This is a genomic window from Ignavibacterium sp. (assembly GCF_025998815.1).
GTDB lineage: Bacteria > Bacteroidota > Ignavibacteria > Ignavibacteriales > Ignavibacteriaceae > Ignavibacterium.
Map to the genome: position 1 here is coordinate 3,255,884 of NZ_AP026678.1, position 24,758 is coordinate 3,280,641.

The following is a 24,758-nucleotide window of genomic DNA, read 5'->3' on the forward strand; positions in this document are numbered from 1 at the left end:
ATTAACGATGACAGATTTATCAATCATCATAGTAAATTATAATGTAAAAGAGTTCCTCAAGAACTTACTGCATTCAATTAAAAAAGCATCACAGAATCTTTCCACAGAAATAATTGTAGTTGATAATGCTTCCGATGACGGAAGTATTGAAATGCTTCGTGAAAAATTTCCGGAAGTAAAATTAATTGCAAATGATAAAAATCTTGGTTTCGGAAAAGCTAACAACATAGGACTTCAGTTAGCAAAAGGGAAATATATTCTTCTGATTAATCCCGATACTCTTGTTGCCGAAGACACTTTTACAAAGCTTATTGAATTTTTTGAAACTCATCCCGATGCAGGAATGGTCGGTTGTAAAATCTTAAATCCTGATGGCTCACTTCAACTTGCTTGCAGAAGAAGTTTCCCGGGTCCATGGACTTCATTCACAAAAGTTACGGGACTTAGCACTCTTTTTCCCAAAAGCAAACTATTTGCAAAATATAATCTCACATACCTTGATGAAAACCAAACTTATGAAGTTGATGCTATAAGTGGTTCTTTTATGATGATGAGGAAAGAAGTTTATGATAAGGTTGATGGATTTGATGAGCAATTTTTTATGTATGGAGAAGACCTTGATTTATGTTTCAGAATACAGAAGGCAGGTTATAAAATTTATTATGTTCACACAACTCAGATTATTCATTACAAAGGTGAAAGCACAAAACGCAGCAGTCTGGATGAAACAAAAGTTTTTTATCAGGCAATGCACCTGTTCGTTAAGAAACATCTTTCAAGTTCTTTTATCGTTGAGTTAATTCTTCGTTCTGCTATTGCAATTAGAAGTCTCTTTGCCTTTCTCGGAAAGAAAAAACTTATCATTATTTCGGTGTTAATTGATTTCATTGTTTTCAATCTTTGTCTTTATGCAGCGCAGGAAATTTATCAAGTGATTAAACCAAGTTGGCGTGGATTTCCCGAATATGCCGAATGGATTGTTTACACTATTCCTGCTCTACTTCAGATTATCATTGCATCATTTGCCGGAGCGTATCAGAAAAATAAACTTTCAATACTGAAAGTACTTATTTCAATTGCGATTAGTTTTCCTTTACTTACATCACTTACATTTTTCTTCAAGCAATTTGCTTTCAGTCGTGCAGCAATACTGATTGCTTATATTCTGGTTTTACTTTCCTTCATTCTATGGAGAATATTATTCAAACAACTTTTCCATAAACTTTTTATTTATGATTCAGAAAAACAAAAACGAACTTTAATTGTAGGAACTCAGAACAATGCACTGAATATTGCCTTAAAGCTAAAGCAAAAGAAAACTGAGTTGAGAAATATTGTTGGATTAATTAGCAGCTCATATAAAGATGTCGGAAATAAAATTGATTCATTTGAAGTTATCGGAACAGATCATAATATTCAGAAAGTGATAAGAGATTATAAAGTTGATGAAGTAATCTTTTCATCAGATGAATTATCATATAATCAGATGATTCAGATAATTTCATCACTTAGAAAAGAAAACATTGAATTTAAAGTTGTTGGAAGCGATCAGGATTTTGTTGTCGGAAAAACTTCGGTTTCAATATTAGATGACACACCGCTATTCGAAATCAGTTTTAATATCTCTGATTCAAAAATGAGATTTATTAAAACAATGTTTGATTATTCACTTGCTCTGTTAACTTTGTTTTTGGTTTATCCTTTCATATTTTTCAAATACAGGATTGCAGCACAAAAGAAATCCGATTTTGCAGAAATGATTCTCAAAGTTCCTTATGTGCTTTCCGGCAGATACAGTTTCGTTGGTCCGAAAGAGGATTATAATTCGCAAAATATTTTTTTAGGTAAGAAAGGTCTCACGGGTTTTTGGTATTATGAAACTGATGATAAAGATGAAATTGAAAAACTGGATTTTTATTATGCAAAAAATCAAAACATCTGGATGGATATAGAAATAATTTCGAAATCGCTTAACAAAATGTTGAACAAAAAAAATTAAGTATGGCAAAAACAATTTTAGATTTTGAAAAACCAATTTTTGAACTCGAGCAGAAGCTCGAGGAGATGAGAAAATTTTCAGACAGACTTGATATCGAAAAAGATATGGTCCGTCTGGAGGAGAAAGTAAGACAGTTGAAAGAAGAAGTCTATAAAGGACTTACAAGATGGCAGCGTGTTCAACTAGCTCGTCATCCTGAAAGACCTTATACGCTGGATTACATTTACGCAATGACTGAATCATTTGTTGAATTGCATGGCGACAGACTTTTCAGAGATGATAAAGCCATTGTTGGAGGATTAGCTCAACTTGGCAATCACAAAGTTGTGATAATGGGTCAACAGAAAGGTCGTGATACAAAATCAAATCTTTACAGAAATTTCGGAATGATGAATCCCGAAGGTTACAGAAAAGCTTTGCGCCTGATGAAGCTTGCCGAAAAGTTTAACAAACCTGTTATCACAATGCTCGATACTCCGGGCGCTTTTCCCGGAATTGAAGCTGAAGAAAGAGGACAGGCCGAAGCAATTGCAAGAAATTTATTTGAGATGGCAAGATTAAAAGTTCCGATTGTTGTTGTCATTATTGGTGAAGGTGCAAGTGGAGGAGCTTTAGGAATTGGAGTTGGTGACAGAATTCTTATGCTTGAAAATTGCTGGTACTCTGTAATCAGTCCCGAATCCTGCTCAAGCATTTTATGGAGAAGCTGGGATTACAAGGAACAAGCAGCTGAAGCATTGAAACTTACTGCTCCGGATTTACTCGAGCAGGGAATAATTGACAGAATAATTCCCGAACCACTCGGCGGTGCACACAAAGATCACAAGCAAATGGCAGAAACATTAAAGAGTGCTTTGATAGAAGAACTTGATGCACTAATAAAAATTAAACCTGAAAAACTTGTCTCATCAAGAATAGAAAAGTTTGGTAAAATGGGAGTGTTTGTAGAGTAACAAATTTTTCTAGTGGAGCGAACAATCAAAAGTTCGCTCCAGCACTTTAATCACATTTCAAATTTTCTCAAATCTAAAATCCCTGAATTTCTTTATGTTTACAAAAACAAATTGAAATCTTATGTTCAAACATTATTCTTATGTCCGTGTCCGGTATGCTGACACAGATCAGATGAAGTATGCATACAATGGAAAATATTTTGAATATTTTGAAGTCGGAAGAACCGAAATGATGCGTGAAGTCGGGCTTCCTTACAAAGTAATCGAGGAGAACGGATATTTTATGCCTGTGATTGAAACTAAAATTACTTTTCACAGCCCTGCATATTATGATGAACTTCTTGAAGTTGAAACAAGAGTTGAACAGCTGCCAACCTCAAAAGTGCATATTGATCATGTCGTGAAAGCAAAGGAAAGAAATGTTGTAGTAGCAACGGGTTATGTTGAACTTGCATTTCTTAATGCTCAAACATACCGACCAACACGAGCACCAAAGTTTTTTATTGATGCGATTAAAAAGTTTTATGAAACATGAAACAATCCGAACAAATAAAACAAATTATTAATCTTGCTTTACAGGAAGACATTGGCAGTGGAGATATTACTTCGCTTGCAACGATTAAAAAAAATCAAATTGCTATTGGAAAATTTTTAGTGAAGGATAACGGTGTTATTGCTGGATTATCAATAGCAAAACTGGTGTTTCGGTCTCTCGATAAGAAAATAAAATTAAAAGTTTTAATTGAAGATGGTTTTGAAGTTAAGCCGGGTGATGTTGTTGCAGAAGTTTCGGGAAATGCGAGAGCAATATTAAGTGCTGAGAGAACTGCACTCAATTTTCTTCAGAGGATGAGTGGAATAGCTACTGCATCTTCTATCTATGCAAAAGCAGTTTCTCACACAAAAGCAAAAGTAATTGATACGAGGAAAACTGCTCCGGGATTAAGAATGATTGATAAGATTGCAGTTAAAATTGGTGGCTGTGATAATCATCGTTTAGGTCTTTATGATATGTTCTTAATAAAAGATAATCATATCGAAATTTCCGGTTCAATCACAAAAGCAGTTGAAGCTTGCAGAAAATTTATGCGGAAGAAAAAGAAAAAATTTTTAATTGAAGTTGAAACAAAAAATTTAGACGAAGTTCTGGAAGCTCTTGAATGTAAAGCTGATATGATAATGCTTGATAATTTTAATATTGAAGAAATGAGAAAAGCAGTTGAATTGATAAATGGTAAATGTAAAGTTGAAGCTTCAGGTGGAGTTAATCTAAATACAATTAAAGCAATAGCTGAAACGGGAGTTGATTACATTTCTGTTGGAGGATTAACTCACAGTGTCAAAGCTCTCGATATTTCACTTGAAATAACACCACTCTGATTTCAGATGTTAAATAAACTAAAAGAATTAACCAAAGACACTGCTATCTACGGAATAAGCACAATGGTTGGGAGATTTCTCAACTTTATTCTTGTTCCGTTCTTTACAAATATTTTTGACCCGAATGAATATGGTTATGTAATGTTGCTTTATGCTTACATCGGATTGTTTAATATAATTTTTGTTTATGGACTTGATTCTGCCTTTCTTAAGTACGCTGCATTCAAAGACATCGGTGATGAGAAAGACAATTTTTCAACTCCTTATTTAAGTATCCTTTTCACTTCCATTCTGTTCACTTTAGTTATTATTCTTTTTAAAAATCCGATTGGCTATGCGATAAATCTTCCGGAGAATTTTAACTATCTGATCATCTATTCTGTTCTGATAATTTTCTTTGATTCAAATGCATCAATACCATTTTTAAAATTAAGACTTGAGCGCAAAGCAAAGTTTTTTTCATTGCTCAAAGTTTCGAATATCTCAATAAACATTGCTGCAAACTTCATTCTTATTTTGAAGTTTAAACTTGGTATCGAAGCAATTTTTATAAGTAATCTTATTGCGTCTGCTTTAACGCTGATATTTCTTCTTCCAACCATTCTAAAAAATTTCAGACCAAAAATTCATTCTTTACTTTATAAAAGACTTTTGAAATTTGGTCTTCCATATCTTCCTGCAGGACTTGCAGTGATGATTGTTCAGGTTATTGATGTACCGATTCTTCAGGCATTAACGGATGTTGATACGGTCGGAATTTATAAAGCAAATTATAAGCTCGGAATTTTTATGATGCTGTTTGTAAGTATGTTTCAATATGCCTGGCAACCATTTTTTCTGAATAATGCAAAAGAAGAAAATGCAAAAGAAATTTTCTCAAAAGTTCTTACTTACTTTACTGTTGTCGGAAGTGTGCTGCTTGTTGTTCTTTCTCTTTTTATAAGTGAACTTGTGAAATTAAACTTTGCCGGTTTTTATCTACTTGGTCAAAAATACTGGAGCGGAATTCCTATCGTACCAATAATTTTACTCGGATATTTTTTTAATGGACTTTATGTGGTTTTTTCCGCAGGAATCTACATTGAAGAAAAAAGTATTTTCGCTCCGATTGTCACAGGACTTGGTGCTCTTGTTAATGTTGTTGTTAATTATGCTTTGATTCCTTCTCTCAATATAATTGGCGCCGCACTTGCAACACTTGCAAGTTATGTTGTGATGGCTGCAGGATATTACATTGTAACTCAAAAGTATTATCACATCCATTATGAGTATGGAAAAATTTTGAAGATGTTTTTTGCTCTTTCAATAATTGGAATTTTACTTTATTCATCATTATTGAATTTGGAAAATGCAATTCCGTTCAAACTAATAATTTCAGTGGCATATTTGCTTTATATACTTTTCTTTGTGTTTGATAAAAAAGAATTTCAGTTTATTAAAAATAATCTTATTAAAAGAAGAAATGTCTGAAACAATTGAAATAAAAATTAAAAGACTTAGTGACGAATTTTCTGATGTTCAACTTCCTGCTTACGCTACTGAAGGAAGTGCCGGAATGGATATTCGAGCTGCAGTTAAAAGTGAATTAATAATTGAACCGGGAAAAGTTGCTTTAGTGCCAACAAACATTTCTGTTGAAATCCCAAACGGTTATGAAATTCAGGTTAGACCGAGAAGCGGACTTGCAGCGAATCATTCAATCGGAATATTAAATTCACCAGGCACAATTGATTCTGATTATCGTGGTGAAGTGAAAATTATTCTGATGAATTTTGGTAATGAACCATTTGTAATTCATCGTGGCGATAGAATTGCTCAGCTTGTTGTTTCAAAAGTTTATCAGGCAAAGATTATTGAGACTGAAAATCTTAACTCAAGCAAAAGAGGTGAAGGAGGTTTCGGTCACACTGGTAAAAAATAATTTTTTAGTTTTGCATTTACTTAAAAACTTTTTATTCTTTTCAGAGAAATTCTTATAAAAAAATTTTAGCAAAATTTCTTTTAAATGATTAAACTTCAGTAGAAAATTTTCAAATCTTTTTTCTTCAAATTTTTCTTTTTTTAATGCCAATGTCAGATTTTATTCATTTACATAATCACACACATTTTAGTTTGCAGGATGGTGCTTGCACCGTTGATGATCTTGTACTCGCAGCAAAAAAACACAATATGAAATCAGTTGCACTTACTGATCACGGTGTCCTTTACGGTGTTACTCAGTTTTATAAGAAAGCAGTGAAAGAAGGCATTAAACCGATTATCGGAATGGAAGCATATATTGTTCGTGAAGGCAGCCGGTTTGACAGAGGAAAAGTTGATGAAACAAATGGAAAGAAAAAATCCAAACATTATAATCATCTTATTCTTCTTGCTAAGAATGAAACTGGTTACAAAAATTTAGTTAAACTTTCTACAATCGGACATACCGAAGGATTTTATTACAAACCAAGAATTGATCTTGAAGTATTAAGACAGCACAGCGAAGGATTAATTTGTACTTCTGCCTGTGCAGGCGGAGTTGTTTCAACTCATCTTGTTAACGGCGAATATGAAAAGGCGAGAGAAGTTGCAAAAACTTACAAAGAAATTTTTGGTGACGATTTTTATCTCGAGATTCAGGATCATAATATGGAAATTGATAAACCCATTCTCGAGAATATGCCAAAACTTTCTAAAGAGCTGGGAATAAAACTCGTTGCCACAAATGATTGTCATTACATCGAAAAAGATCATGCGATTCCGCACAACATTCTTCTTTTACTTTCTGATAAGAATGGAAATGATTATACTCAACTGAGATATGGAACTGATCAGGTTTATTTCAAATCTGCCGAAGAGATGAAAAAACTTTTCCGCAAACACAAAGATGCAATTGAAAACACACTTGAGATTGATGAAAAGATAGATCTGAAACTTGATTTCAGTAAGCATTATTTCCCAAACTTTCCAATACCTGAAAATTCTCCTGCAAAAACTCTTGATGAATATTTTGAACTGCTGGCTAAGGAAGGTCTTCACAAAAAAGTAAAGAAGATAACAAAGGAAATTGAAGACCGCTTTAACTATGAAGTTGAAACAATAAAACAAATGGGATTTTCCGGATACTTTCTTGTTGTTCAGGATTTTATTAATGCTGCAAAACAAAATAATATTCCTGTTGGTCCAGGAAGAGGAAGTGCTGCCGGAAGTCTTGTTGCTTATGCACTTGGTATAACGAACATAAATCCACTTGATTACAATCTTCTGTTCGAAAGATTTCTTAATCCATCCAGAAAATCAATGCCCGATATTGATGTTGATTTTGCTGATGACAAACGTGGAGAAGTAATTGAGTATGTTAAGAAAAAGTATGGAAGCAATTGTGTTAGTCAGATTGTAACTTTTAATACGCTTTCCTCAAAAGCTGTTATCCGTGATGTAGCACGAGTACTTAAAATTCCAATTCCAACAGTAAACAAAATAACAAAGTATATTCCTTCAAAATTTGGTAAAGTTTATTCAATTGATCAGGCACTTGCTGAAGTACCGGAATTGAAATGGGTTAAAGATTCTGATGACGAACAAATTCAGAATCTGATAAAGTATGCTAAAGTTCTTGAAGGAATGAATCGAAACGCATCAAAGCATGCTGCAGGAGTAGTGATTACACCGGATGATGTTAGTAATTATGTTCCGCTTGCAACTGCAACATCGCAGGATGAAATTGTAACGCAATTTAATATGAAAGACATTGAAACAGTTGGATTGCTTAAGATGGATTTTCTTGGATTGCGTACACTTACAATTATTCGTGATGCACTTGAAATGATAAAACGCAATCATAATGTTGAAATAGATATTGACAATATTCCGCTCGATGATGAAAAAACTTATCAGCTATTCTGGAAAGGACAAACAACCGGAGTATTTCAGTTTGAATCTGCTCCGATGCGTGAGTATCTGAAGCGTTTGAAGCCAACAACACTTAATGATCTTGCTGCGATGAATGCTCTTTATCGTCCAGGACCAATGGAGTTTATTGATGATTTTATTGACAGAAAATTTGGCAGGAAAGAAGTTAAATACGATCATCCGGTGCTTGAGCCAATTCTGAAAGAAACTTATGGCGTTATAGTTTATCAGGAACAGGTAATTCAAATAGCGAACAAAGTTGCGGGAATGTCGCTGGCAGAAGCGGATATTCTTCGTCGTGCAATGGGTAAAAAAGATTTGCACGCAATGGAAGAACAGAAAGTGAAATTCATTGACGGTGCAGTTAAAAATAAAATTGATAAAAAGATTGCTGAACAGATTTTTGATAACATATTCAAATTCGCAAATTATGGTTTTAATAAAAGTCACGCAGTTGCATATAGTTTAGTTGCATATCAGACAGCATATTTGAAAGCACATTATCCTGCAGAATTTCTTGCGGCAAACCTCAGAAACGAATATGGAGATACAGATAAAGTAACAAAGTTTCTCGAAGATTGTCGAAAACTTAAAATCCCTGTTTTACCACCTGATGTAAACCGTCCTTCAGTTTATTTTGATGTCGTTGATGAGAAAATAATTTTCGGTATGGCTGCGATAAAAAATGTTGGCGTTCCGGCTGTTAGAGAAATAATAAATGCAAAAGAAAATCTCGGCAGAGATTTCAAAAGTATTTTTGATTTCTGCATCAATGTTGATACAAGGATTGTGAACAAAAGAGCCTTGGAAGGACTTATTCTTGCAGGTGCATTTGATTCGCTTCATAAAAATCGGGCACAATTATTCAACAATGTTGAAACCATTCTTGACTTTGCACACAAATATCAGAATTCCAAATTGCTTACTACTGAAAGTCTTTTTGGTGGACTTGAAGAGATTCAAATATCAGAACCAAAACTTCCTGAGGTAAAACCGTGGACAGATAAAGAACAGCTTTCACTCGAAAGAAAGGTTGTGGGATTTTATATCACAGATCATCCTTTAAGAAAATATGAAACTGAGTATAGTTCATTCGCTACTATTCATCTTGGTGAAACTGAAAATATTGAGTCGATGGATTCTGTTCGTGCGTGCGGAGTCATAACTGAACTTAAAACAAAGATTGATAAATCCGGAAATAATATGGCTTTCTTTAAGCTGGATGACTTCACCGGATCGTGTGAATGTATTATGTTTTCAAAGACATTTGATGAATATGGAAAATATGTTCGTGAGGATGAACCGGTTTTGGCAATCGGAAATCTGGAAAGTAGCGGCGATGCAGTTAAAATTCATATCAATAAAATTATTCCGATGGAAAAAGTTAGTGATGAACTTACTGAAAGTGTCAGAATAATAATTGATAAAGAAAAAGTCCAACCCGAAAAAGTTTCTCTTCTTAAAAATGTCTTTCAGAAAAATGAAGGAAGTGTTCCTGTTTTCATTTCTTTCGCAGAAAACGGAACTAAAGGAAAGTTATTTGCACTTGATAATTTTAGAGTAAAGGTCAATGAATCTTTTGTCAAAGAAGTTACTAAGCTTTTAGGTGAAGATTCGATAACACTAAAATCAAAATAATAAGTGAATTCAAATCACAACAATATTGTATAGGTTTTTTGTATTTAGTATTATTGCGCCCGTATTTAACAACAGATAGGATGAACTGATAATGAAAAGCGGAGATCATCAAAAATTTTGGGCTTTGATTCTTGGTGCATCATCAGGATTTGGAGAAGCCACTGCAATTAAATTAGCCAAAGACGGTTACAATATTTTCGGCGTACATCTTGACCGTCAGGCAACAATGCCCAATGTTGAAAGAATTATCAAAGAAATCAAAAGCTCTGGTGTTGAAGTTGAATTCTTTAATGCCAATGCTGCTGACGAAGTAAAAAGAAAAGAAATTGTTTCTACAATTAAATCCAAATTAAACGGTAAACCTCTGATTAAAGTTATACTTCACTCATTAGCTTTCGGAACACTGAAACCATTCATTCCGTCAGGTGAAGAGCAGGCAATTACTAAAGCCCAGATGGAAATGACGCTTGATGTAATGGCTCACTCATTAGTTTACTGGACACAGGATATTTTTATTAATGGTTTGCTTGCACCATCTTCAAGAATATTTGCAATGACAAGCTCTGGCAGCCACACTTCTATTCCATATTATGGAGCAGTTTCTGCAGCTAAAGCAGCACTCGAATCTCACTGCAGACAGTTGGCGGTTGAGCTTGGTTCAACAGGTGCAGCTGTTAATGCAATCATGGCCGGAGTAACTGATACTCCTGCTTTAAGAAAAATTCCTGGCAACAGAGAAATGATTGAAATTGCATATCGAAAAAATCCTCACGGCAGATTAACTCAACCTGAAGATATTGCCAAAGTAATTTCTTTGCTTTGCAAGGATGGTGGTGAATGGATTTCGGGCAGTGTTATTCACGCTGATGGTGGTGAAGATATTGTTAATTTTGTCGGACAAGGAAAACCAATCGACTTTTAAACTTTACAAAGGAAGGAATTATGAAACCAATTACAATTACTGATGAAAATTTTGAGCAGGAAGTTCTTCAATCAAATATTCCCGTATTAGTTGATTTCTGGGCTGTATGGTGTGGTCCTTGTAAAATGATTGCACCCATAGTTGAGCAGCTTGCAGCGGAATATGATGGCAAATTAAAAGTCGGTAAACTTGATGTTGATAACAATCAGCAATCAGCTATCAAATACGGAGTTAGAAGTATTCCTACATTACTAATCTTTAAAGATGGAAAAGTTGTTGATACAATTATTGGTGCTGTACCTAAACCGATGATTGTAAGTAAAATTGAACCTCTTCTTAAAACTGCTTAAAGTCTGAATGAAAAAAATTCTCATCTCAGATTCTGTCAATTCAAAGAGTATAGAAATTTTTAAGTCAGCGGGATATTCTGTTACATATAAAACAGATTATTCCCGCGATGAGCTCTTAAATATTATTTCTGATTATAATGTATTAGTTGTTCGCAGTGCTACAAAAGTAGATGCTGAATTAATTTCCCGAATGAAATCAATGGAGGTGATTGGCAGAGCCGGCGCTGGAGTAGACAATATTGATATTAATGCCGCAACGCAAAAAGGCATCCTTGTTATGAATACTCCTGGTGGGAATACAATTTCCACTGCAGAACACACGATGGCAATGATTCTTGCTTTGTGCAGAAATATTCCTCAGGCAAACAAATCAATCTTTGATGGTAAATGGGACAGAAAAAAATATAGCGGAACCGAACTCAAGGGCAAAACTTTAGCAATTTTAGGGCTTGGAAAAATCGGGAAGGAAGTTGCCAAGCGAGCCAAAGCATTTGGAATGAACTTAATTGGATATGATCCTTTGCTTGCTGATGATGTTGCTTCTGAATTAGGTGTAAAGCTGTTCAAGCTTGAAGAAATTTGGAAACTTGCTGATATAATCACTGTCCATGTGCCTTTAAATTCTGAAACAAAAAATCTGATTAACAAAGAAGTATTAAATAAATGCAAAGATGGAGTTAAGATTGTCAATTGCGCCCGGGGTGGAATAGTGAATGAATCTGATTTGTTGGAAGCGATTAATCAAACTAAAGTATCCGGTGCTGCATTGGATGTTTTTGAAACAGAACCACCGGATTTTTCAAATCCATTGTTGAAAAATCCAAAAGTAATTTGCACTCCGCATTTGGGTGCATCAACAGAAGAAGCTCAGGAATTAGTTGCAATTCAAATTGCTGAGCAGATAGTAGATTATTTCTCTGCAGGAAAAATTTCCGGAGCTGTGAATCTTTTAGCATTTAGTGAAGAACTTCCTGAAGAAATAAAAATGTTTTTTAATCTGAGTGAAAAGCTCGGAATATTTTCAGCTCAATTACTTAATGAAAGATTAAAGAAAATCACAATCGAACTAAGTGGAGATAATCTTCACAAATATTCTAAAGAATTATCTCTGGCTTTTGCAAAAGGATTTCTTTCACGGAAAATGACTGAAGGTGTCAATTTTGTAAACACACCTGTAATTCTTAAAGAGTTAAAAATTTCCATTGATGAAAAATTATCTTCGGAGGATTCTACATTCAGAAATCTGATAAATGTTGAAATGAGCACTGAAGAAAGCACAAAAACAATTTCAGGAACTGTATTTGGCAAAAGCGAATTGCGAATCGTTAAAATTGATGATTATCTTGTAGAAGTAAAACCTGAGGGTAATTTACTCATATATAAAAATATTGATAAACCCGGAATGCTTGCATCAGTGGGAAAAATTTTAGCCGAGAAAAATATTAATATTGCTGGATTATCTTTGGGTAGAATTACTCAAGGTAAAGATGCACTTACACTAATCAGCACGGATGATTTGATTACAGAAAGTGAATTGAATAAAATAAAAACTTTAGGTGGAATTAATGAAATTTCTTTTGTCCAGGTTTGAATTAAGGAAAATTTGATTGCTTGACATTTTCTCAAAAAAAAACTATTAAGCAAACAGAAATAAAAAAAGTTTAAAAAACTTGACTAAAATCACAGTTTACTGTATTTTTCAACAAGTGAGCATTTAAATTTTAACAAAAATTTAACAGTTAGATAACAATTAACTAACCAATATCAAATCATAAATAAAAGGAGACCGCAATGGTTAAAAATCTTCTTACAATTCTCCTCTTGTCATTTTTAATGACAAATTTCATCCTTGCTCAGAATGCATCTGTAAAGATTCATTCCAAGCAATTAGTGGATGATAATGCAAATGTTACTTATGTTGAGAAACATAATCCTTCACCTGTTATAATTAATGGTGAATCGATTGGTGTTACCACAAATTATGACTATTTCACTAATTCGGTTGTACGTGATCAAATAGTTTATGATGAAGCAAATGATGTTGTTCACTGCTTCAACATGGTCAGACCTTGGCAGGGAGCTGCTACCAGAAATGCAGTTCACTCATTCAAGTCGGGCGGCTCCTGGACAAATCAGTCAGCTAGTAATGGTGCTGGTGGTTGGCCTCAAATCGATTTAGGATTAACCGGACAATTAGCCGGAACAGTTGGAATGGTATTTCATACTCCAAGCAGACTAGCTATTTGGGATGGTTCAACTGGTTACATCGTTGCCCAGTTTGATCCTTCATCTGATCCATCTGTTCAGATGGCAGGCGATAATATCTGGTTAGGAACTTCTGGTAATAGAACTCAATTTCAGTTTTATAAATCAACCGATTTCGGTGTATCATTTGTAAATTGGGATAGCATAAGCGCTTATTCGCCATCACCAATTTATTGGGTAGACAATGGTGGAGTTGAAGTTGGTATGTCTAAATCAAAGAACGAACAATATGTTGCTTACTTTGGAACAAACGTTGGTGACGGACATGTTTTTGATGGTGTTCCTGAAGCCCAAGCAGATAACTTCTGGGCTATCTCTTCCACAGATGGCGGTGCGACTCTGGACCGGAAAAACAATAGCTCCTGATGGAAAATTTGATTTAGTATCTGGTTATCACACTCCAAACTATGCCCCATTATTCGAAAACTTTGGGCAGGTTGATATTGCTGTTGATAACAATGGTGTTATGCACGCCGTTGCTAATGGTTATGGATTAGTATTTAATGCAACAAGAGATACTGCAATCGGAAATGCCTTCCCTGTTTTATATTGGAATTCTTCGTCTAATACCTGGGTATCTATAAGTGATCGAAGCTATTGATACAGTTCAGGCTATTGCCGATTACTATCCTACTAACAGTATTGGTCAGGCTTATCCATCAGTTTCGGTCAGCGATGATGGTCAGGTAATTTATGTTATGTGGACTGGTCCACAGTTTAATGCTCAAGGCGGATTAGACACCGCTGATAACGGAGCCGCTACCACATATTACTGGAGAGATTTATATCATGCTTTCTCTACTGATGGTGGAAACACCTGGAACTATGGTGGAACATTCCCTGGCATGAGCTCAAGCCTTTCTGAAGTATTCGGACATGCTGCTCAGCATTTACAGCAGGTTAATCCAACAACTTACAGAGCACATATAATTTATCTTGCTGACCAGACAACCGGTGTTGGTCCATTTGATAATATTTTAACTGATAATGATCTTGTTTATACAACCTTTGATATTACTGTTACTTCAACAGACCCAACACCTGTTGCAAGCACTTTTGAATTAGCTCAGAACTATCCAAACCCATTCAACCCGAGCACAAACATTAAATACTCAATTGCTGAAAGAAGCAATGTTACAATTAAAGTATATGATATGCTCGGTAGTGAAGTTGCTACACTAGTAAATCAGGTTCAGGATGCAGGAACTCACAATGTTGTATTTAATGCTTCAAATCTTGCTTCAGGAATGTATGTTTACACAATTACTGCTGGTAACTTTACAGCAACCAAAAAGATGATGTTATTGAAGTAATTCAAGTGTTGAAAATAATGTTCTTTTAACTAAAGCGGGTGGCACATTCCTATAAATAGGTTTGACCATCCGCTTTTTGATTTATTAAACTTAGATTTTTACTATTACCTTAACTAATAACAATATATGGTGGAGAAGAGATGAAACGAATTTTTACCGTACTAATAGGTACGCTCCTTCTCAGCTTTTCACTTTATGCACAATCCGGCGTTGGAAAGCTAAGCGGTAAAGTCATTGACGCTGATACAAAAGAACCGCTTGTTGGAGCAAACATTGTTATATTAAATACAGACTGGGGTGCCGCGACTAATGTCGAGGGAGAATATTTTGTTCTTAACATTCCTCCCGGAAACTACGATGTTCGATTCAGTTATGTTGGTTATGCACCTAAAACAGTTCAAAATGTTCGAATTGTTGCAGGCGTAACTTATGAACTTAATGTTGAATTGAGCACAGATTTTACATTACCTGAAATTGTAATTCAGGACAAAAAGTTTTTTGAAGAAAAAGCTACTAACACTAAAAAAGTTATAGACTCAGAACAGATTAATCGCTTACCTGTAAAAGGTGTAGAGAAGTTAGCATCACTTCAATCTGGTGTGGTTATGTCAGAAGGAAGTGGTGGTTCTGATGGAAATGCTACCATAAATGTTAGAGGCGGTCGTGGTGGCGAAGTATTATATATAGTTGATGGAATACCTCAGAATGATGTATTTACTGGCTCTAACTATTCGCAGGTGTCAAACGCGGCCATTGAACAGATAGCATTTGAAATTGGTGGCTATGAAGCGAAATATGGACAAGCACAGTCTGGTATCGTTAATGTTACCACTAAAACAGGTTCAGCTAACTATTCTTTGTATGCAGATGTATTGACATCATCCTATACGGATAATTATGGATATAACCTTTATACAGGAACTATTGGTGGTCCGATTATACCAGGCAATCCTAAACAGACATTCTTCCTTTCTTTTGAAAGAGGATGGTTTAAAGACTCAGATCCAAGAGCAATCAATTATGAATTCCCTTCAATAGGAAAATCTTATGACTTTATTCCCGAGAATGATGCTGGTGTTTATAGAATTACCGCTAGAACCAGTCACGGTTTCGGTGATTGGACAGCACGTTTAGGAGCTAATATAAATACAAGAGATTATAGAGGTGTGGTTCAGTCTTATATGAAAAATAATGCTGAACATAATACAAGAAATAAAGAAATGAACCAGTCATATACCCTTAGATTATCTCAAAATGTCAGTTCAAATTCGTTCTGGAATTTAACGGCTGGTTATAAATTCTTTAAACAGGAGTCCGGCGATGGTCTATGGTTTGACGATATAGAAGCTTATGGTGATAGTGCTAAAAATGCACAAAAATTTGGAATAATTCTTCCAGCAAACGGCCAGAGAATTCAATTTGATGAAAATGGTATTTTTGCAAGGAATGGTCGAATGTGGAATAATTATTCTAAGTATCAATCAAATACTATAAGTGGTGATTTTGACTTTACCTCACAAATTGAAAATCATTTGATTGAAGTTGGGTTCGGAGCAAATTATCATACTATCAGAAATTATTCAATCGCACCTATTGGTTTAGCATTACCAAGTCTCCAAAGTTTAACACCAGAAGAAAGATATAAAACTTTAACACCTTCTGTTATTGGTTTTGATATTTTTGGTAAGGAAGAAACATCGGAAGATAATGCAGAGCTCACAAAATTTGCTCCAAGAAATCCACTTCTTGCTTATGGCTACATTCAGGATAGATTCGAATTAGAGGATCTTGTATTAAATGTAGGTGTAAGATTTGACTACTTTGATACTAAAGCAGATATATTAAAGAATCCTGAACTGCCTTATGCTGCCGGTAATCCTCAGGAATTTGATGCAGCAGATTTTGTTAAAAAGAAAGCTGAATTTAAAGTTAGTCCAAGAATCGGTCTTGGATTCCCGGTTACTGCTACAACAGTTTTCCATGCTCAATATGGAAAGTTTATACAGCAACCTTCGCTCAATCAACTTTATGCTGCTAGATTTGATTATGATTTCTTATTGAGTGATGCTCAGGCAACATTTCTTAACGGTCAGGTAAACAGTGAAGAAACAACTCAGTATGAAGTTGGTTTCAGACAAGTTTTAGGAAATGTTGCTGCACTTAATATTACAGCATTTTATAAGAATACCAGAGGATTAATAAATCAACAGGTTGTATTCTTTTCAAGAACTATTGGTGGTGCACAGGAAGAATATTATGCACCAACAAATACTGATTTTGGTACAATTAAAGGATTAGCATTCTCTTTGGATGTTTCCAGAGTAAGCTATTTCTCAATGTCTTTTAATTATACTTATTCCATTGCAGAGGGAACCGGTTCATCAACAAGTTCAAACTTTGTCGCTGCGTTTAGAAATACTGGTAGAGATAGAATCCCTAAGGTTATTGCACCACTTGATTTCGATCAGCGACATACTGGAACTATTAACCTTGATTTCTATGTACCTAAAGGTGACCTTGGTATTTTTGAATTGCTTAGTGCAAATGTATTGATCTCTTTCAATAGTGGAAGACCATATACACCACTTAAAGAACAAAATCTTTTAGTTGGAAATACCAACTATGGTGATACAAAAGGATATGTTAATTCTGCTTATGGTCCGGGAAACTTTAGAGTTGATTTGAAACTTGAGAAAGGATTTGCTTTGGGTAATGCAATGTTTACACCTTATTTATGGATTGAAAACTTGTTTGACGCAGACAATGTTGTAAATGTTTACCGTTCAACCGGTTCTCCGTTGACTACTGGATGGCTCAATACTCCGAACGGAAGAACATATGCTGAGAGTACTCCTAATCCTGAAAAATTCAAACAGGATTATCAATCTCTTGAACGAAATCCATTTAATTTCGGAATACCAAGAACGATAAAAGTTGGATTTAAGGTTAATTTTTCAAACATAACCTTTTAATTGATGCTGAATAATTAGAGAGGAAATAAAAATGAGAAATAAAAACATAATAATTAAACTTTTTACTATCATCTTATTGGTAATCGTGTCATTAGCTTTTACCAGTGGTGATGGTGGTAAGAAAACTACCTATAAAGGGAACCTTTATGCCGGTGATTCTTATAGGTTCTTTATAAATAATATCGAAATGCCGATGAACTGGGAAGGTGTTCTGGCTGATGTTTCCATCGATGGAAGGGAAGGTGGTCGTGTTGGTGAAAACACTTTCCTTTTCTCGGGTGGATTCTTCCTTAGCGGAAAAACAAATGGAACACCTTGGGCAAATGCAGTCGCATCTGCTTCCCGTGTTCAGGATTATGAAAGAGGCACTTACGAATTTGGTACTAATGATTCCAGAAATGGTATTTATGTGTTACGTCAGAGTGACGGTGATTTTGCTGATAGCTGGATTGAGTGGAAAGATGCAGTTGCACTTGGAGCTTATTATTATGATGGCGATGGCGATGGTCAATATAACCCGGTTGACTTAAATGGTAACGGGAAATGGGACCCTACAGAAGACAGACCTGATTTAATCGGTGATGCAACTGCATGGCTAGTAATAAAAGATTCCCAAAGACCTTCACTCAGAAGATATATTGATGTTACTCCTCAGGGAATAGAAATTCGCCAGAGTGTATTTGGTTTTGCTTCTAAGGGAATTACGGGAAATATGATTTTTATTCGCTACAGCATTCTTAATACTGGTTTAGTGGCTGACACTCTTGATGATGTTTATTTCGGAGTTTGGGCTGATGCAGATATTGGTGGTTCTGTTGGCTACACCGATGACCTCGTAGGTTGTGATACAACATTAAATGCTGGTTTTACATATAACGATGGTGATGACACTCAGTGGGGTGCAACACCTCCTTGCTTTTTAATTGACTTTTTCCAGGGTCCTATTGCTTATGTTCCAGGTGTAAGTTTTACAGATAATAATGGTAATGGTGTTTATGATGATGGGGTGGATACTCCTCTTGATACTGCCCACAATGTTCAGGGACAGGTTCGGGGCGTGAAAGAATATCCTGGCGCGTTAAATGTTGGATTATCGTCCTTTGTGCAATACATTCAAAGCCACCCAACTCAGGGCGACCCCAATACACAGTTTGAAGCTCGAAACTATATGCTCGGGTTTGACAAATTTGGAAATAATGTTGATCCCGCGACCTGGTCTTTTGGAGGAGTATTCCAGAATGGTGTTCAGTTGACAGATACTGCTGTTATCAGAAGTCTTGGAATAAATCCTAAATTTATGTACTCTGGAGATCCTGTAACTAAAAATGGATGGTTAAACATTGGTCCGGATGATCAGAGACAGATGTCGAACACCGGTCCGTTTAAGTTAGTTAAGGGACAACCTGTTGATATAGTTGCTGCTTATGTAGTCGGTATTGGTCAGAATGCGGCCAATTCTGTCACAGTAGCCAAAGAATATGATCAGGTTGCTCAATTATTATTTGATACAAATTTCCCAACACTTCCTTCACCTCCGCCGATTAATTTCAGTGTTAAGAATGGAAGCAATTTTATTGATATTGACTGGGATACTTATGAACAGGCAAATTATTTAGGAGTTGATACAGTGTTAGGAGTTGAAAGAAGACTACAGGGCTTCTATGTTACAGCCTTCAAAACCCGTTCTAAGTCGGATGTAGTGGCTGGTCAGGTTAATAGTAAGATTGTAGCCGACTATCAGATTGATAATTTTATAAAAAATGTTTATCAGATAGCTCCAAATGGAGGACAGAATTTAATTATTAAAGAAGCTAATGCTTCAAATAAATTAAATCCTGCAATATATAGCGATCCGAATAGTGGCAGAATTAGATTAAGACTTGAGAGAGATCCATTTACAGGTGAACCTTTCGTTAAAGGTCACGAGTACTATTTTGCAATAACTCAATATTATCTTAATCATCAGGTAATTGTTCCTCGTTCAGGTGGTAATTATGGTGATGTTGGTGATTATTATGACCCGGTAGGTAGTGCTTATGAAGAATTTGAAACACCTCTTATTTATGCAATCTTTGGCGAAGACCAATATGCACCTGCCTATAGAGGAACACAGGGAACAAGATTATCAGGTGCTTCTGATGGTGATGTTAAGATTTTGACTGTTAATTCAGATCAACTTACAGGAGATGAATATACTGTTGAATTCTTTGAAGATGTAAATCAGGCACCAGGTACCCCTTATTCACCGTTCTGGAGAATTAGAAATAACAGAACAAATTCAATTCTTATTGATTCAAGTAAAACATATGATTTCGATACTACAAAATATGCCGGTAAAGTGGTTGACGGTTTTATTGTTAAAGTTAAACCTGTTGAGGCATCTATCGGTTTAGAATCACCTGTGTACACACCATCAACAAATAAGTGGTACACAAGTTTTCGTTCCGATTCTGCTACAGGTATATTTTATGTAGGTAAAGACTTACCACAAGGAACTCCGGCACAAATTGGTGCGACTTCAAATGCTCAATCAAATTATATAAGAGCTAACAAGTTGAGAACTGTTGAGTTAAGATTCGGAGTCCAGGGAAAGGCCTACAGATATCTTAATGGATTTAAAGGCACTCCGATTACAAGGCGCTCAACTTATATTTATGCTCCATATATTTTCGCTGCTGACACAAATGGTTCAGGTATTCAGAAATTTGGCGAAGGTTTTGTAGATGTTCCTTTCCAGGCCTGGGTTAAAGATGAACGCTATGGAGAAGAAAGACAATTAGCTGTTGGTTTTGTCGAGTTATCAAAAACAATTTTCGGCAATCCCGATGGCGTTTGGGACCCAGGTACTGTTACATCGCCATTAGGTAATGAGGCAATCATTATATTTGATGCTCCTTATGACCCAAATGGAAATCAGAATGTTTATACTGGTGGTAATGGAACATATTCGGGCAGTAACTGGCCTGATGTTATCAAGGGATATAATCTGAATGATCCGAATGCTACTCCCGATGAAGTTGCTCAGGCACAATCCCCATTCTTTAATGCTATGTATGTTGTTAGCTTAAAGAAAAATGCTAACGGCGATTTCTATCAACCAGGTGATGTATTAACCATCCCAATGGAAACTTATCCATACACATCAGCTGATAAATTTACTTTCAAAACTATCTTTAAAGGTCAGTTAAGTGAAGATCAGCAGAGAGCATTGTTTGATAAGGTAAATGTATTCCCGAATCCGTTGTTTGGATTCAATCCGGCAACAAGTTATGATCCGGCAAATTCTCCGGATGAACCATTTGTAACTTTCTCAAACTTGCCGGATGAAGTAACTATCAAAATATTTACTCTGGGTGGAACACTTGTAAGAACTCTTAATACATCTGATAAATCATCTCCAAGTTCTACTTTCCTCAGATGGAACTTAAAGAATGAAGATGGATTAAGAGTAGCTTCTGGATTATACATCGCTATAGTCTCTTCACCAAAGTTCGGTGAAAAAATTCTGAAGTTCTCGATAATTCAACCACAGAAGCAGATTCAGCAATATTAATAAAATTGTGCGGCGGAGTTTATTCCGCCGCTTAATAAAATTGAAAAAAGTTGAGGAGTTAATTGAAATGAAAAAATTGATAATTATATTTTTAGCTGTAGCTTGCATTGTTCCAAGCATTGCAGGCGATAAATCGAGGAAAGGAACTACTGGTGCTGACCAGCTGCTTGTTCCTGTTGGTGCAAGAGGTATAGCAACTGGTGAAGCTTTCCTTTCTAATGTTACTGGTTTGGAAGCACTGTATTACAATCCGGCTGGTTTTGCTCATACCACCGGAAGTGAAGCAATGTTCAGTTATATGACTTACATTGCTGATATCAATGTTTCTTATTTTGCTATCGGAACCAATCTTGGCGATTTAGGTTCCTTTGCTTTCAGTATAAAAACATTCGATATCGGTGATATTCCTGTTACCACTTTTGATGCTCCTGATGGTGATGGTTCCACTTATTCTCCGGGATTTTTGACTGCAGGATTATCATATGCTAAAGTGATAACAGATAGAGTAAGTGTTGGTGTAAATGCAAAAGTTATTAGCGAAACTATACTCGATGCTAATGCTACTGGTTTTGCGGTTGATTTTGGTGTTCAGTATAGATTTAATAATAATTTAACACTTGGTGCTGCTGTAAAAAATATCGGTACTAATATGGTTTATAGCGGTTCTAATTTGCAGGTTAACACTGGTATACCTGGAACATTGCCAGGTTCAAGAGAAGGCACCTTCGAAGTAGTTGCTGAACCATTCCAGATTCCTAGCTATTTTGAATTAGCTGTTGGTTATACTTATGATATTAACGAACAGAATATGCTTCAGATAGCTTCAACTTTCAGGAACAATAATGCACTTGAAGATCAGATGAAATTTGGTCTCGAATATGGATTCAATCAGATGTTCTTCCTGAGAGCTGGTTATGATTTACTTCTTGAAAATACTGATCAGAATACATTTGGTTTCACAGCCGGCGCCGGTATAAACTATCAAATGACCGACGGAATTAATGTTGTTCTTGATTATGCTTTCAGAGATGTTAAAGAATTCCCAACTGCTAATCATATTTTCACCGTTAAACTTGGTCTTGAATAGCAGATAGAAAAATCTAATTTTAAGGCGTCTGTTTTTAAGTAAATAGACGCCTTATTTGTTTTATTTTGAGGATATTGTAAAATGAAAAAATTATTTACTGTTTTATTTGTTCTGCTTACTAAATCATCAGTCCTCTTTTCTCAGGATGCTGGATTTGATTTTGACTATGCTCAGTTTGCTTATGATTCAGCATCAAATTATGTTGAAATCTATTATGTATTTGATCAGTCAAAACTAACCACCGTCAATAAAGAAGGTGAAAATCTGGTTGAAGCCGCCTTAAGTATTCAAATTACTGACAGCACTACAAGTGATACATTGGTAAACAATCAATGGCTGATAAGACATCCGGTAGAAGTTGTAACAACCGGAGCTCAGAGTCTGGTCGGTGTTGTAAGTTTTATTCTTCCAAAAGGAATATTAAAATGCGTTGTTAAAGGAACTGATCTTAACAAAACTGATAACTTCAGGTCAATTACAGAATTTCTGAGAGTAAAACCTTTATTAAATTCTTCAGCTGCAATAAGTGATATTCAACTTGCTTCAAAAATGATTCAGGGAAGTGAGAATAAAAATTCGATTTTTTATAAGAACACTTATGAAGTTATACCAATTCCAAATTTAGTATTTGGTGGCAATCAGCCAGCATTGTTTTTCTACTCTGAAATTTACAACATATCTGATCCCGCGATGAAGAGTGATACATTAAAATTAAATGAAATTATTTTCAACAGTCGAGGTAAAATTGTTCGCGAAAAAAATAAAATGATTTCAAGAAAAAATGATACAAGAGTTGAAGTTGGATCATTTATTCTTTCTCAGTTGCCAACTGACACTTATACTCTTGCAATCTCACTAATTGATACTGCCAGCGATATTGGAGTTACTTCTTCAAAAAAATTCTTTGTCTATAATCCTGATGTTATTGAAACCGATTCCGTATATCATCAGGTAAAACCCGTACTTAGCTCGACCTTTGGAACAATGTCAGAAGAAGAGCTCGATGATATATTTGATAAGTCAAAGTACATCGCAACTTCGCAGGAAATTGATAAATATAAAAAGTTAAGTGGTGTTGATGGGAAGCGGGAATTTCTTTTTAATTTCTGGAATGGCAGAGATCAGGATCCGTCAACGAAAGAGAATGAATATTTTTATGATTATCTGCAAAGAGTTGAATCAGCAAACACGAGATTCAGTTCGATGCAAAAAGCTGGTTGGAAAACTGACAGAGGAAGAGTATTCATAATTTATGGCGAGCCATCAGAAATAGAAAGATACCCGAATCAGATTGAAAGTCGACCTTATGAGATCTGGTATTACAATGATATTGAAGGTGGTGTTTATTTCATCTTTGCTGATCTCACAGGATTTTCTGAATATACTCTTGTTCATTCTACAAAACGAGGTGAACTAAGAGATGATAATTGGGGCAGAAGAATTATAATTGCCCGCTAAAATTTTTCCCGGCTGTCTGATGAAAGTTGGACAGCCGTATTGTTTTAAATCATTCTATACTTAATTCTTATCCTTATTTTTACATATCAAATAAATTTCATTTCAAATTGAAAGATCGTTTAGAATACATACTTTTCATTGCGTTCAGCTATTTATTCAGAATTCTTGGATTAAAGATGGCAAGAAAATTTGCAAAGGTTCTTGCCTTTACATTTTTCTATTTAATTCCTATACGAAAAAAAACAGTTTTTGAAAATCTGGATATTGCATTTCCTGATCTTTCACAAAAAGAAAAAAACAAGATTGCGTATGGAAGTTATCTCAGCTTTGCAATCTCGATTGTGGAAATTTTATATCTGCCCTGGATGAAAGAATCGGAAATGAAGAACGCAGTGGAAATAGAAAATCTGAATCTTATTACCGAAAAGAATAATCTGGGCAACGGTGTAATTTTACTTTCGGCTCATTTTGGAAACTGGGAATATATTGCTGCTTCAGCTTCACTGCAGTTGAATAAAAAATTTTATATCATAGTAAAAAACCAGCGCAATAAGCTGGTTAATGACTGGATGAACAGGATGAGAACCCGATGGCTTAATGAAGTAGTAACTCTTGGTGTTTCGGTTAGAAATATTTATGCAGTACTAAAGAATAATGGAATTGCCGCGATGGTCGCTGATCAGAGAGGACCGGAAGAAGGATTGAAGCTCGAATTCTTTGGAAAGAAAACTTCAGTTTATACTGGTCCGGCAGTTCTTTCATTAAAAACAGGAGCGCCAATTATTTTTGGAATTCCAGTCAGACAAAAAGATTTTACATATAAAGCAACTTTGATTGAACTTGATCAAACAAATCTTCCTGATGACTTTGATGAGAAAGTAAAAATTATCACAAAAAGAATGATAAGGTATCTCGAGAAAATTATTTCACAGAATCCTGAGCAGTGGCTCTGGATGCACAGAAGATGGAAGCATTAA

At 35.2% G+C, this 24,758-nt stretch carries 18 protein-coding genes; all 18 read left to right on the top strand.

From position 1 onward, the window contains the following. Positions 1-7: 7 nt before the first annotated feature. The 18 genes from Q0X14_RS14115 (at position 8) to Q0X14_RS14200 (ending at position 24,758) form a co-directional block, all read left to right on the top strand. Positions 8-1,999 carry a glycosyltransferase gene (locus tag Q0X14_RS14115; protein ID WP_297839954.1) on the top strand — a complete coding sequence of 664 codons (1,992 nt, stop codon included), beginning with the start codon at positions 8-10 and terminating at the stop codon, positions 1,997-1,999. A 2-nt stretch (positions 2,000-2,001) separates the two neighbouring features. After that, positions 2,002-2,952, top strand: coding sequence for an acetyl-CoA carboxylase carboxyltransferase subunit alpha (locus tag Q0X14_RS14120; RefSeq protein WP_297839957.1), 951 nt, complete (start codon positions 2,002-2,004; stop codon positions 2,950-2,952). 121 nt (positions 2,953-3,073) lie between these two features. Further along, positions 3,074-3,487: a thioesterase family protein gene (locus Q0X14_RS14125; protein WP_297839960.1), complete on the top strand. Its 414-nt coding sequence runs from the start codon at positions 3,074-3,076 to the stop codon at positions 3,485-3,487. Further along, positions 3,484-4,332 (top strand): carboxylating nicotinate-nucleotide diphosphorylase, encoded by an 849-nt coding sequence (gene nadC, locus Q0X14_RS14130; protein ID WP_297839963.1) that lies wholly within the window; start codon positions 3,484-3,486, stop codon positions 4,330-4,332. The genes Q0X14_RS14125 and nadC overlap by 4 nt, the downstream gene beginning before the upstream one ends. Before the next feature lie 6 nt (positions 4,333-4,338). Next, positions 4,339-5,802 (top strand): oligosaccharide flippase family protein, encoded by a 1,464-nt coding sequence (locus Q0X14_RS14135; protein WP_297839965.1) that lies wholly within the window; start codon positions 4,339-4,341, stop codon positions 5,800-5,802. Next, a complete protein-coding gene (gene dut / locus Q0X14_RS14140; RefSeq protein WP_297839968.1) occupies positions 5,795-6,253 on the top strand; it encodes a dUTP diphosphatase in 459 nt (152 codons plus the stop codon). The genes Q0X14_RS14135 and dut overlap by 8 nt, the downstream gene beginning before the upstream one ends. Positions 6,254-6,402: 149 nt before the next feature. Then, complete coding sequence (dnaE, locus tag Q0X14_RS14145) at positions 6,403-9,861, top strand: DNA polymerase III subunit alpha (RefSeq protein ID WP_297839969.1); 3,459 nt, start codon at positions 6,403-6,405, stop codon at positions 9,859-9,861. A 91-nt stretch (positions 9,862-9,952) separates the two neighbouring features. Beyond that, positions 9,953-10,783 (top strand): SDR family oxidoreductase, encoded by an 831-nt coding sequence (locus Q0X14_RS14150; protein WP_297839972.1) that lies wholly within the window; start codon positions 9,953-9,955, stop codon positions 10,781-10,783. Positions 10,784-10,803: 20 nt separating this feature from the next. Beyond that, the gene (gene trxA / locus Q0X14_RS14155; protein ID WP_297839974.1) at positions 10,804-11,133 is read left to right on the top strand and encodes a thioredoxin; all 330 of its coding nucleotides are present in this window, start codon (positions 10,804-10,806) and stop codon (positions 11,131-11,133) included. Positions 11,134-11,140: 7 nt separating this feature from the next. Beyond that, on the top strand, positions 11,141-12,724 hold the full coding sequence (gene serA, locus Q0X14_RS14160; protein WP_297839977.1) for a phosphoglycerate dehydrogenase: 1,584 nt from the start codon (positions 11,141-11,143) through the stop codon (positions 12,722-12,724). A gap of 200 nt (positions 12,725-12,924) precedes the next feature. Then, on the top strand, positions 12,925-13,764 hold the full coding sequence (locus Q0X14_RS14165) for a hypothetical protein (protein WP_297839980.1): 840 nt from the start codon (positions 12,925-12,927) through the stop codon (positions 13,762-13,764). Next, complete coding sequence (locus tag Q0X14_RS14170) at positions 13,730-13,999, top strand: hypothetical protein (protein WP_297839983.1); 270 nt, start codon at positions 13,730-13,732, stop codon at positions 13,997-13,999. Before Q0X14_RS14165 ends, Q0X14_RS14170 begins: the two co-directional genes overlap by 35 nt. Beyond that, positions 13,983-14,711 (top strand): T9SS type A sorting domain-containing protein, encoded by a 729-nt coding sequence (locus Q0X14_RS14175; RefSeq protein ID WP_297839986.1) that lies wholly within the window; start codon positions 13,983-13,985, stop codon positions 14,709-14,711. The genes Q0X14_RS14170 and Q0X14_RS14175 overlap by 17 nt, the downstream gene beginning before the upstream one ends. Before the next feature lie 140 nt (positions 14,712-14,851). Further along, complete coding sequence (locus tag Q0X14_RS14180) at positions 14,852-17,683, top strand: TonB-dependent receptor (protein WP_297839988.1); 2,832 nt, start codon at positions 14,852-14,854, stop codon at positions 17,681-17,683. A 31-nt stretch (positions 17,684-17,714) separates the two neighbouring features. After that, the gene (locus tag Q0X14_RS14185; RefSeq protein WP_297839990.1) at positions 17,715-21,236 is read left to right on the top strand and encodes a hypothetical protein; all 3,522 of its coding nucleotides are present in this window, start codon (positions 17,715-17,717) and stop codon (positions 21,234-21,236) included. A gap of 67 nt (positions 21,237-21,303) precedes the next feature. Further along, positions 21,304-22,323 carry a PorV/PorQ family protein gene (locus Q0X14_RS14190; protein ID WP_297839993.1) on the top strand — a complete coding sequence of 340 codons (1,020 nt, stop codon included), beginning with the start codon at positions 21,304-21,306 and terminating at the stop codon, positions 22,321-22,323. 81 nt (positions 22,324-22,404) lie between these two features. Then, entirely contained in the window at positions 22,405-23,781 is a 1,377-nt protein-coding gene (locus tag Q0X14_RS14195) for a GWxTD domain-containing protein (RefSeq protein ID WP_297839996.1), read from the top strand. A 107-nt stretch (positions 23,782-23,888) separates the two neighbouring features. Continuing rightward, entirely contained in the window at positions 23,889-24,758 is an 870-nt protein-coding gene (locus Q0X14_RS14200; protein ID WP_297839999.1) for a lysophospholipid acyltransferase family protein, read from the top strand.

What these genes read in the sequence shown, in the direction of transcription:
- Q0X14_RS14115 (WP_297839954.1), top strand. Translation starts at nt 8, where the DNA reads ATGACAGATTTATCAATCATCATAGTAAATTATAATGTAAAAGAGTTC.
- dnaE (WP_297839969.1), top strand. Translation starts at nt 6,403, where the DNA reads ATGTCAGATTTTATTCATTTACATAATCACACACATTTTAGTTTGCAG.
- Q0X14_RS14180 (WP_297839988.1), top strand. Translation starts at nt 14,852, where the DNA reads ATGAAACGAATTTTTACCGTACTAATAGGTACGCTCCTTCTCAGCTTT.
- trxA (WP_297839974.1), top strand. Translation starts at nt 10,804, where the DNA reads ATGAAACCAATTACAATTACTGATGAAAATTTTGAGCAGGAAGTTCTT.
- Q0X14_RS14190 (WP_297839993.1), top strand. Translation starts at nt 21,304, where the DNA reads ATGAAAAAATTGATAATTATATTTTTAGCTGTAGCTTGCATTGTTCCA.
- dut (WP_297839968.1), top strand. Translation starts at nt 5,795, where the DNA reads ATGTCTGAAACAATTGAAATAAAAATTAAAAGACTTAGTGACGAATTT.
- Q0X14_RS14120 (WP_297839957.1), top strand. Translation starts at nt 2,002, where the DNA reads ATGGCAAAAACAATTTTAGATTTTGAAAAACCAATTTTTGAACTCGAG.
- Q0X14_RS14165 (WP_297839980.1), top strand. Translation starts at nt 12,925, where the DNA reads ATGGTTAAAAATCTTCTTACAATTCTCCTCTTGTCATTTTTAATGACA.
- serA (WP_297839977.1), top strand. Translation starts at nt 11,141, where the DNA reads ATGAAAAAAATTCTCATCTCAGATTCTGTCAATTCAAAGAGTATAGAA.
- Q0X14_RS14185 (WP_297839990.1), top strand. Translation starts at nt 17,715, where the DNA reads ATGAGAAATAAAAACATAATAATTAAACTTTTTACTATCATCTTATTG.
- Q0X14_RS14125 (WP_297839960.1), top strand. Translation starts at nt 3,074, where the DNA reads ATGTTCAAACATTATTCTTATGTCCGTGTCCGGTATGCTGACACAGAT.
- Q0X14_RS14195 (WP_297839996.1), top strand. Translation starts at nt 22,405, where the DNA reads ATGAAAAAATTATTTACTGTTTTATTTGTTCTGCTTACTAAATCATCA.
- nadC (WP_297839963.1), top strand. Translation starts at nt 3,484, where the DNA reads ATGAAACAATCCGAACAAATAAAACAAATTATTAATCTTGCTTTACAG.
- Q0X14_RS14135 (WP_297839965.1), top strand. Translation starts at nt 4,339, where the DNA reads ATGTTAAATAAACTAAAAGAATTAACCAAAGACACTGCTATCTACGGA.
- Q0X14_RS14150 (WP_297839972.1), top strand. Translation starts at nt 9,953, where the DNA reads ATGAAAAGCGGAGATCATCAAAAATTTTGGGCTTTGATTCTTGGTGCA.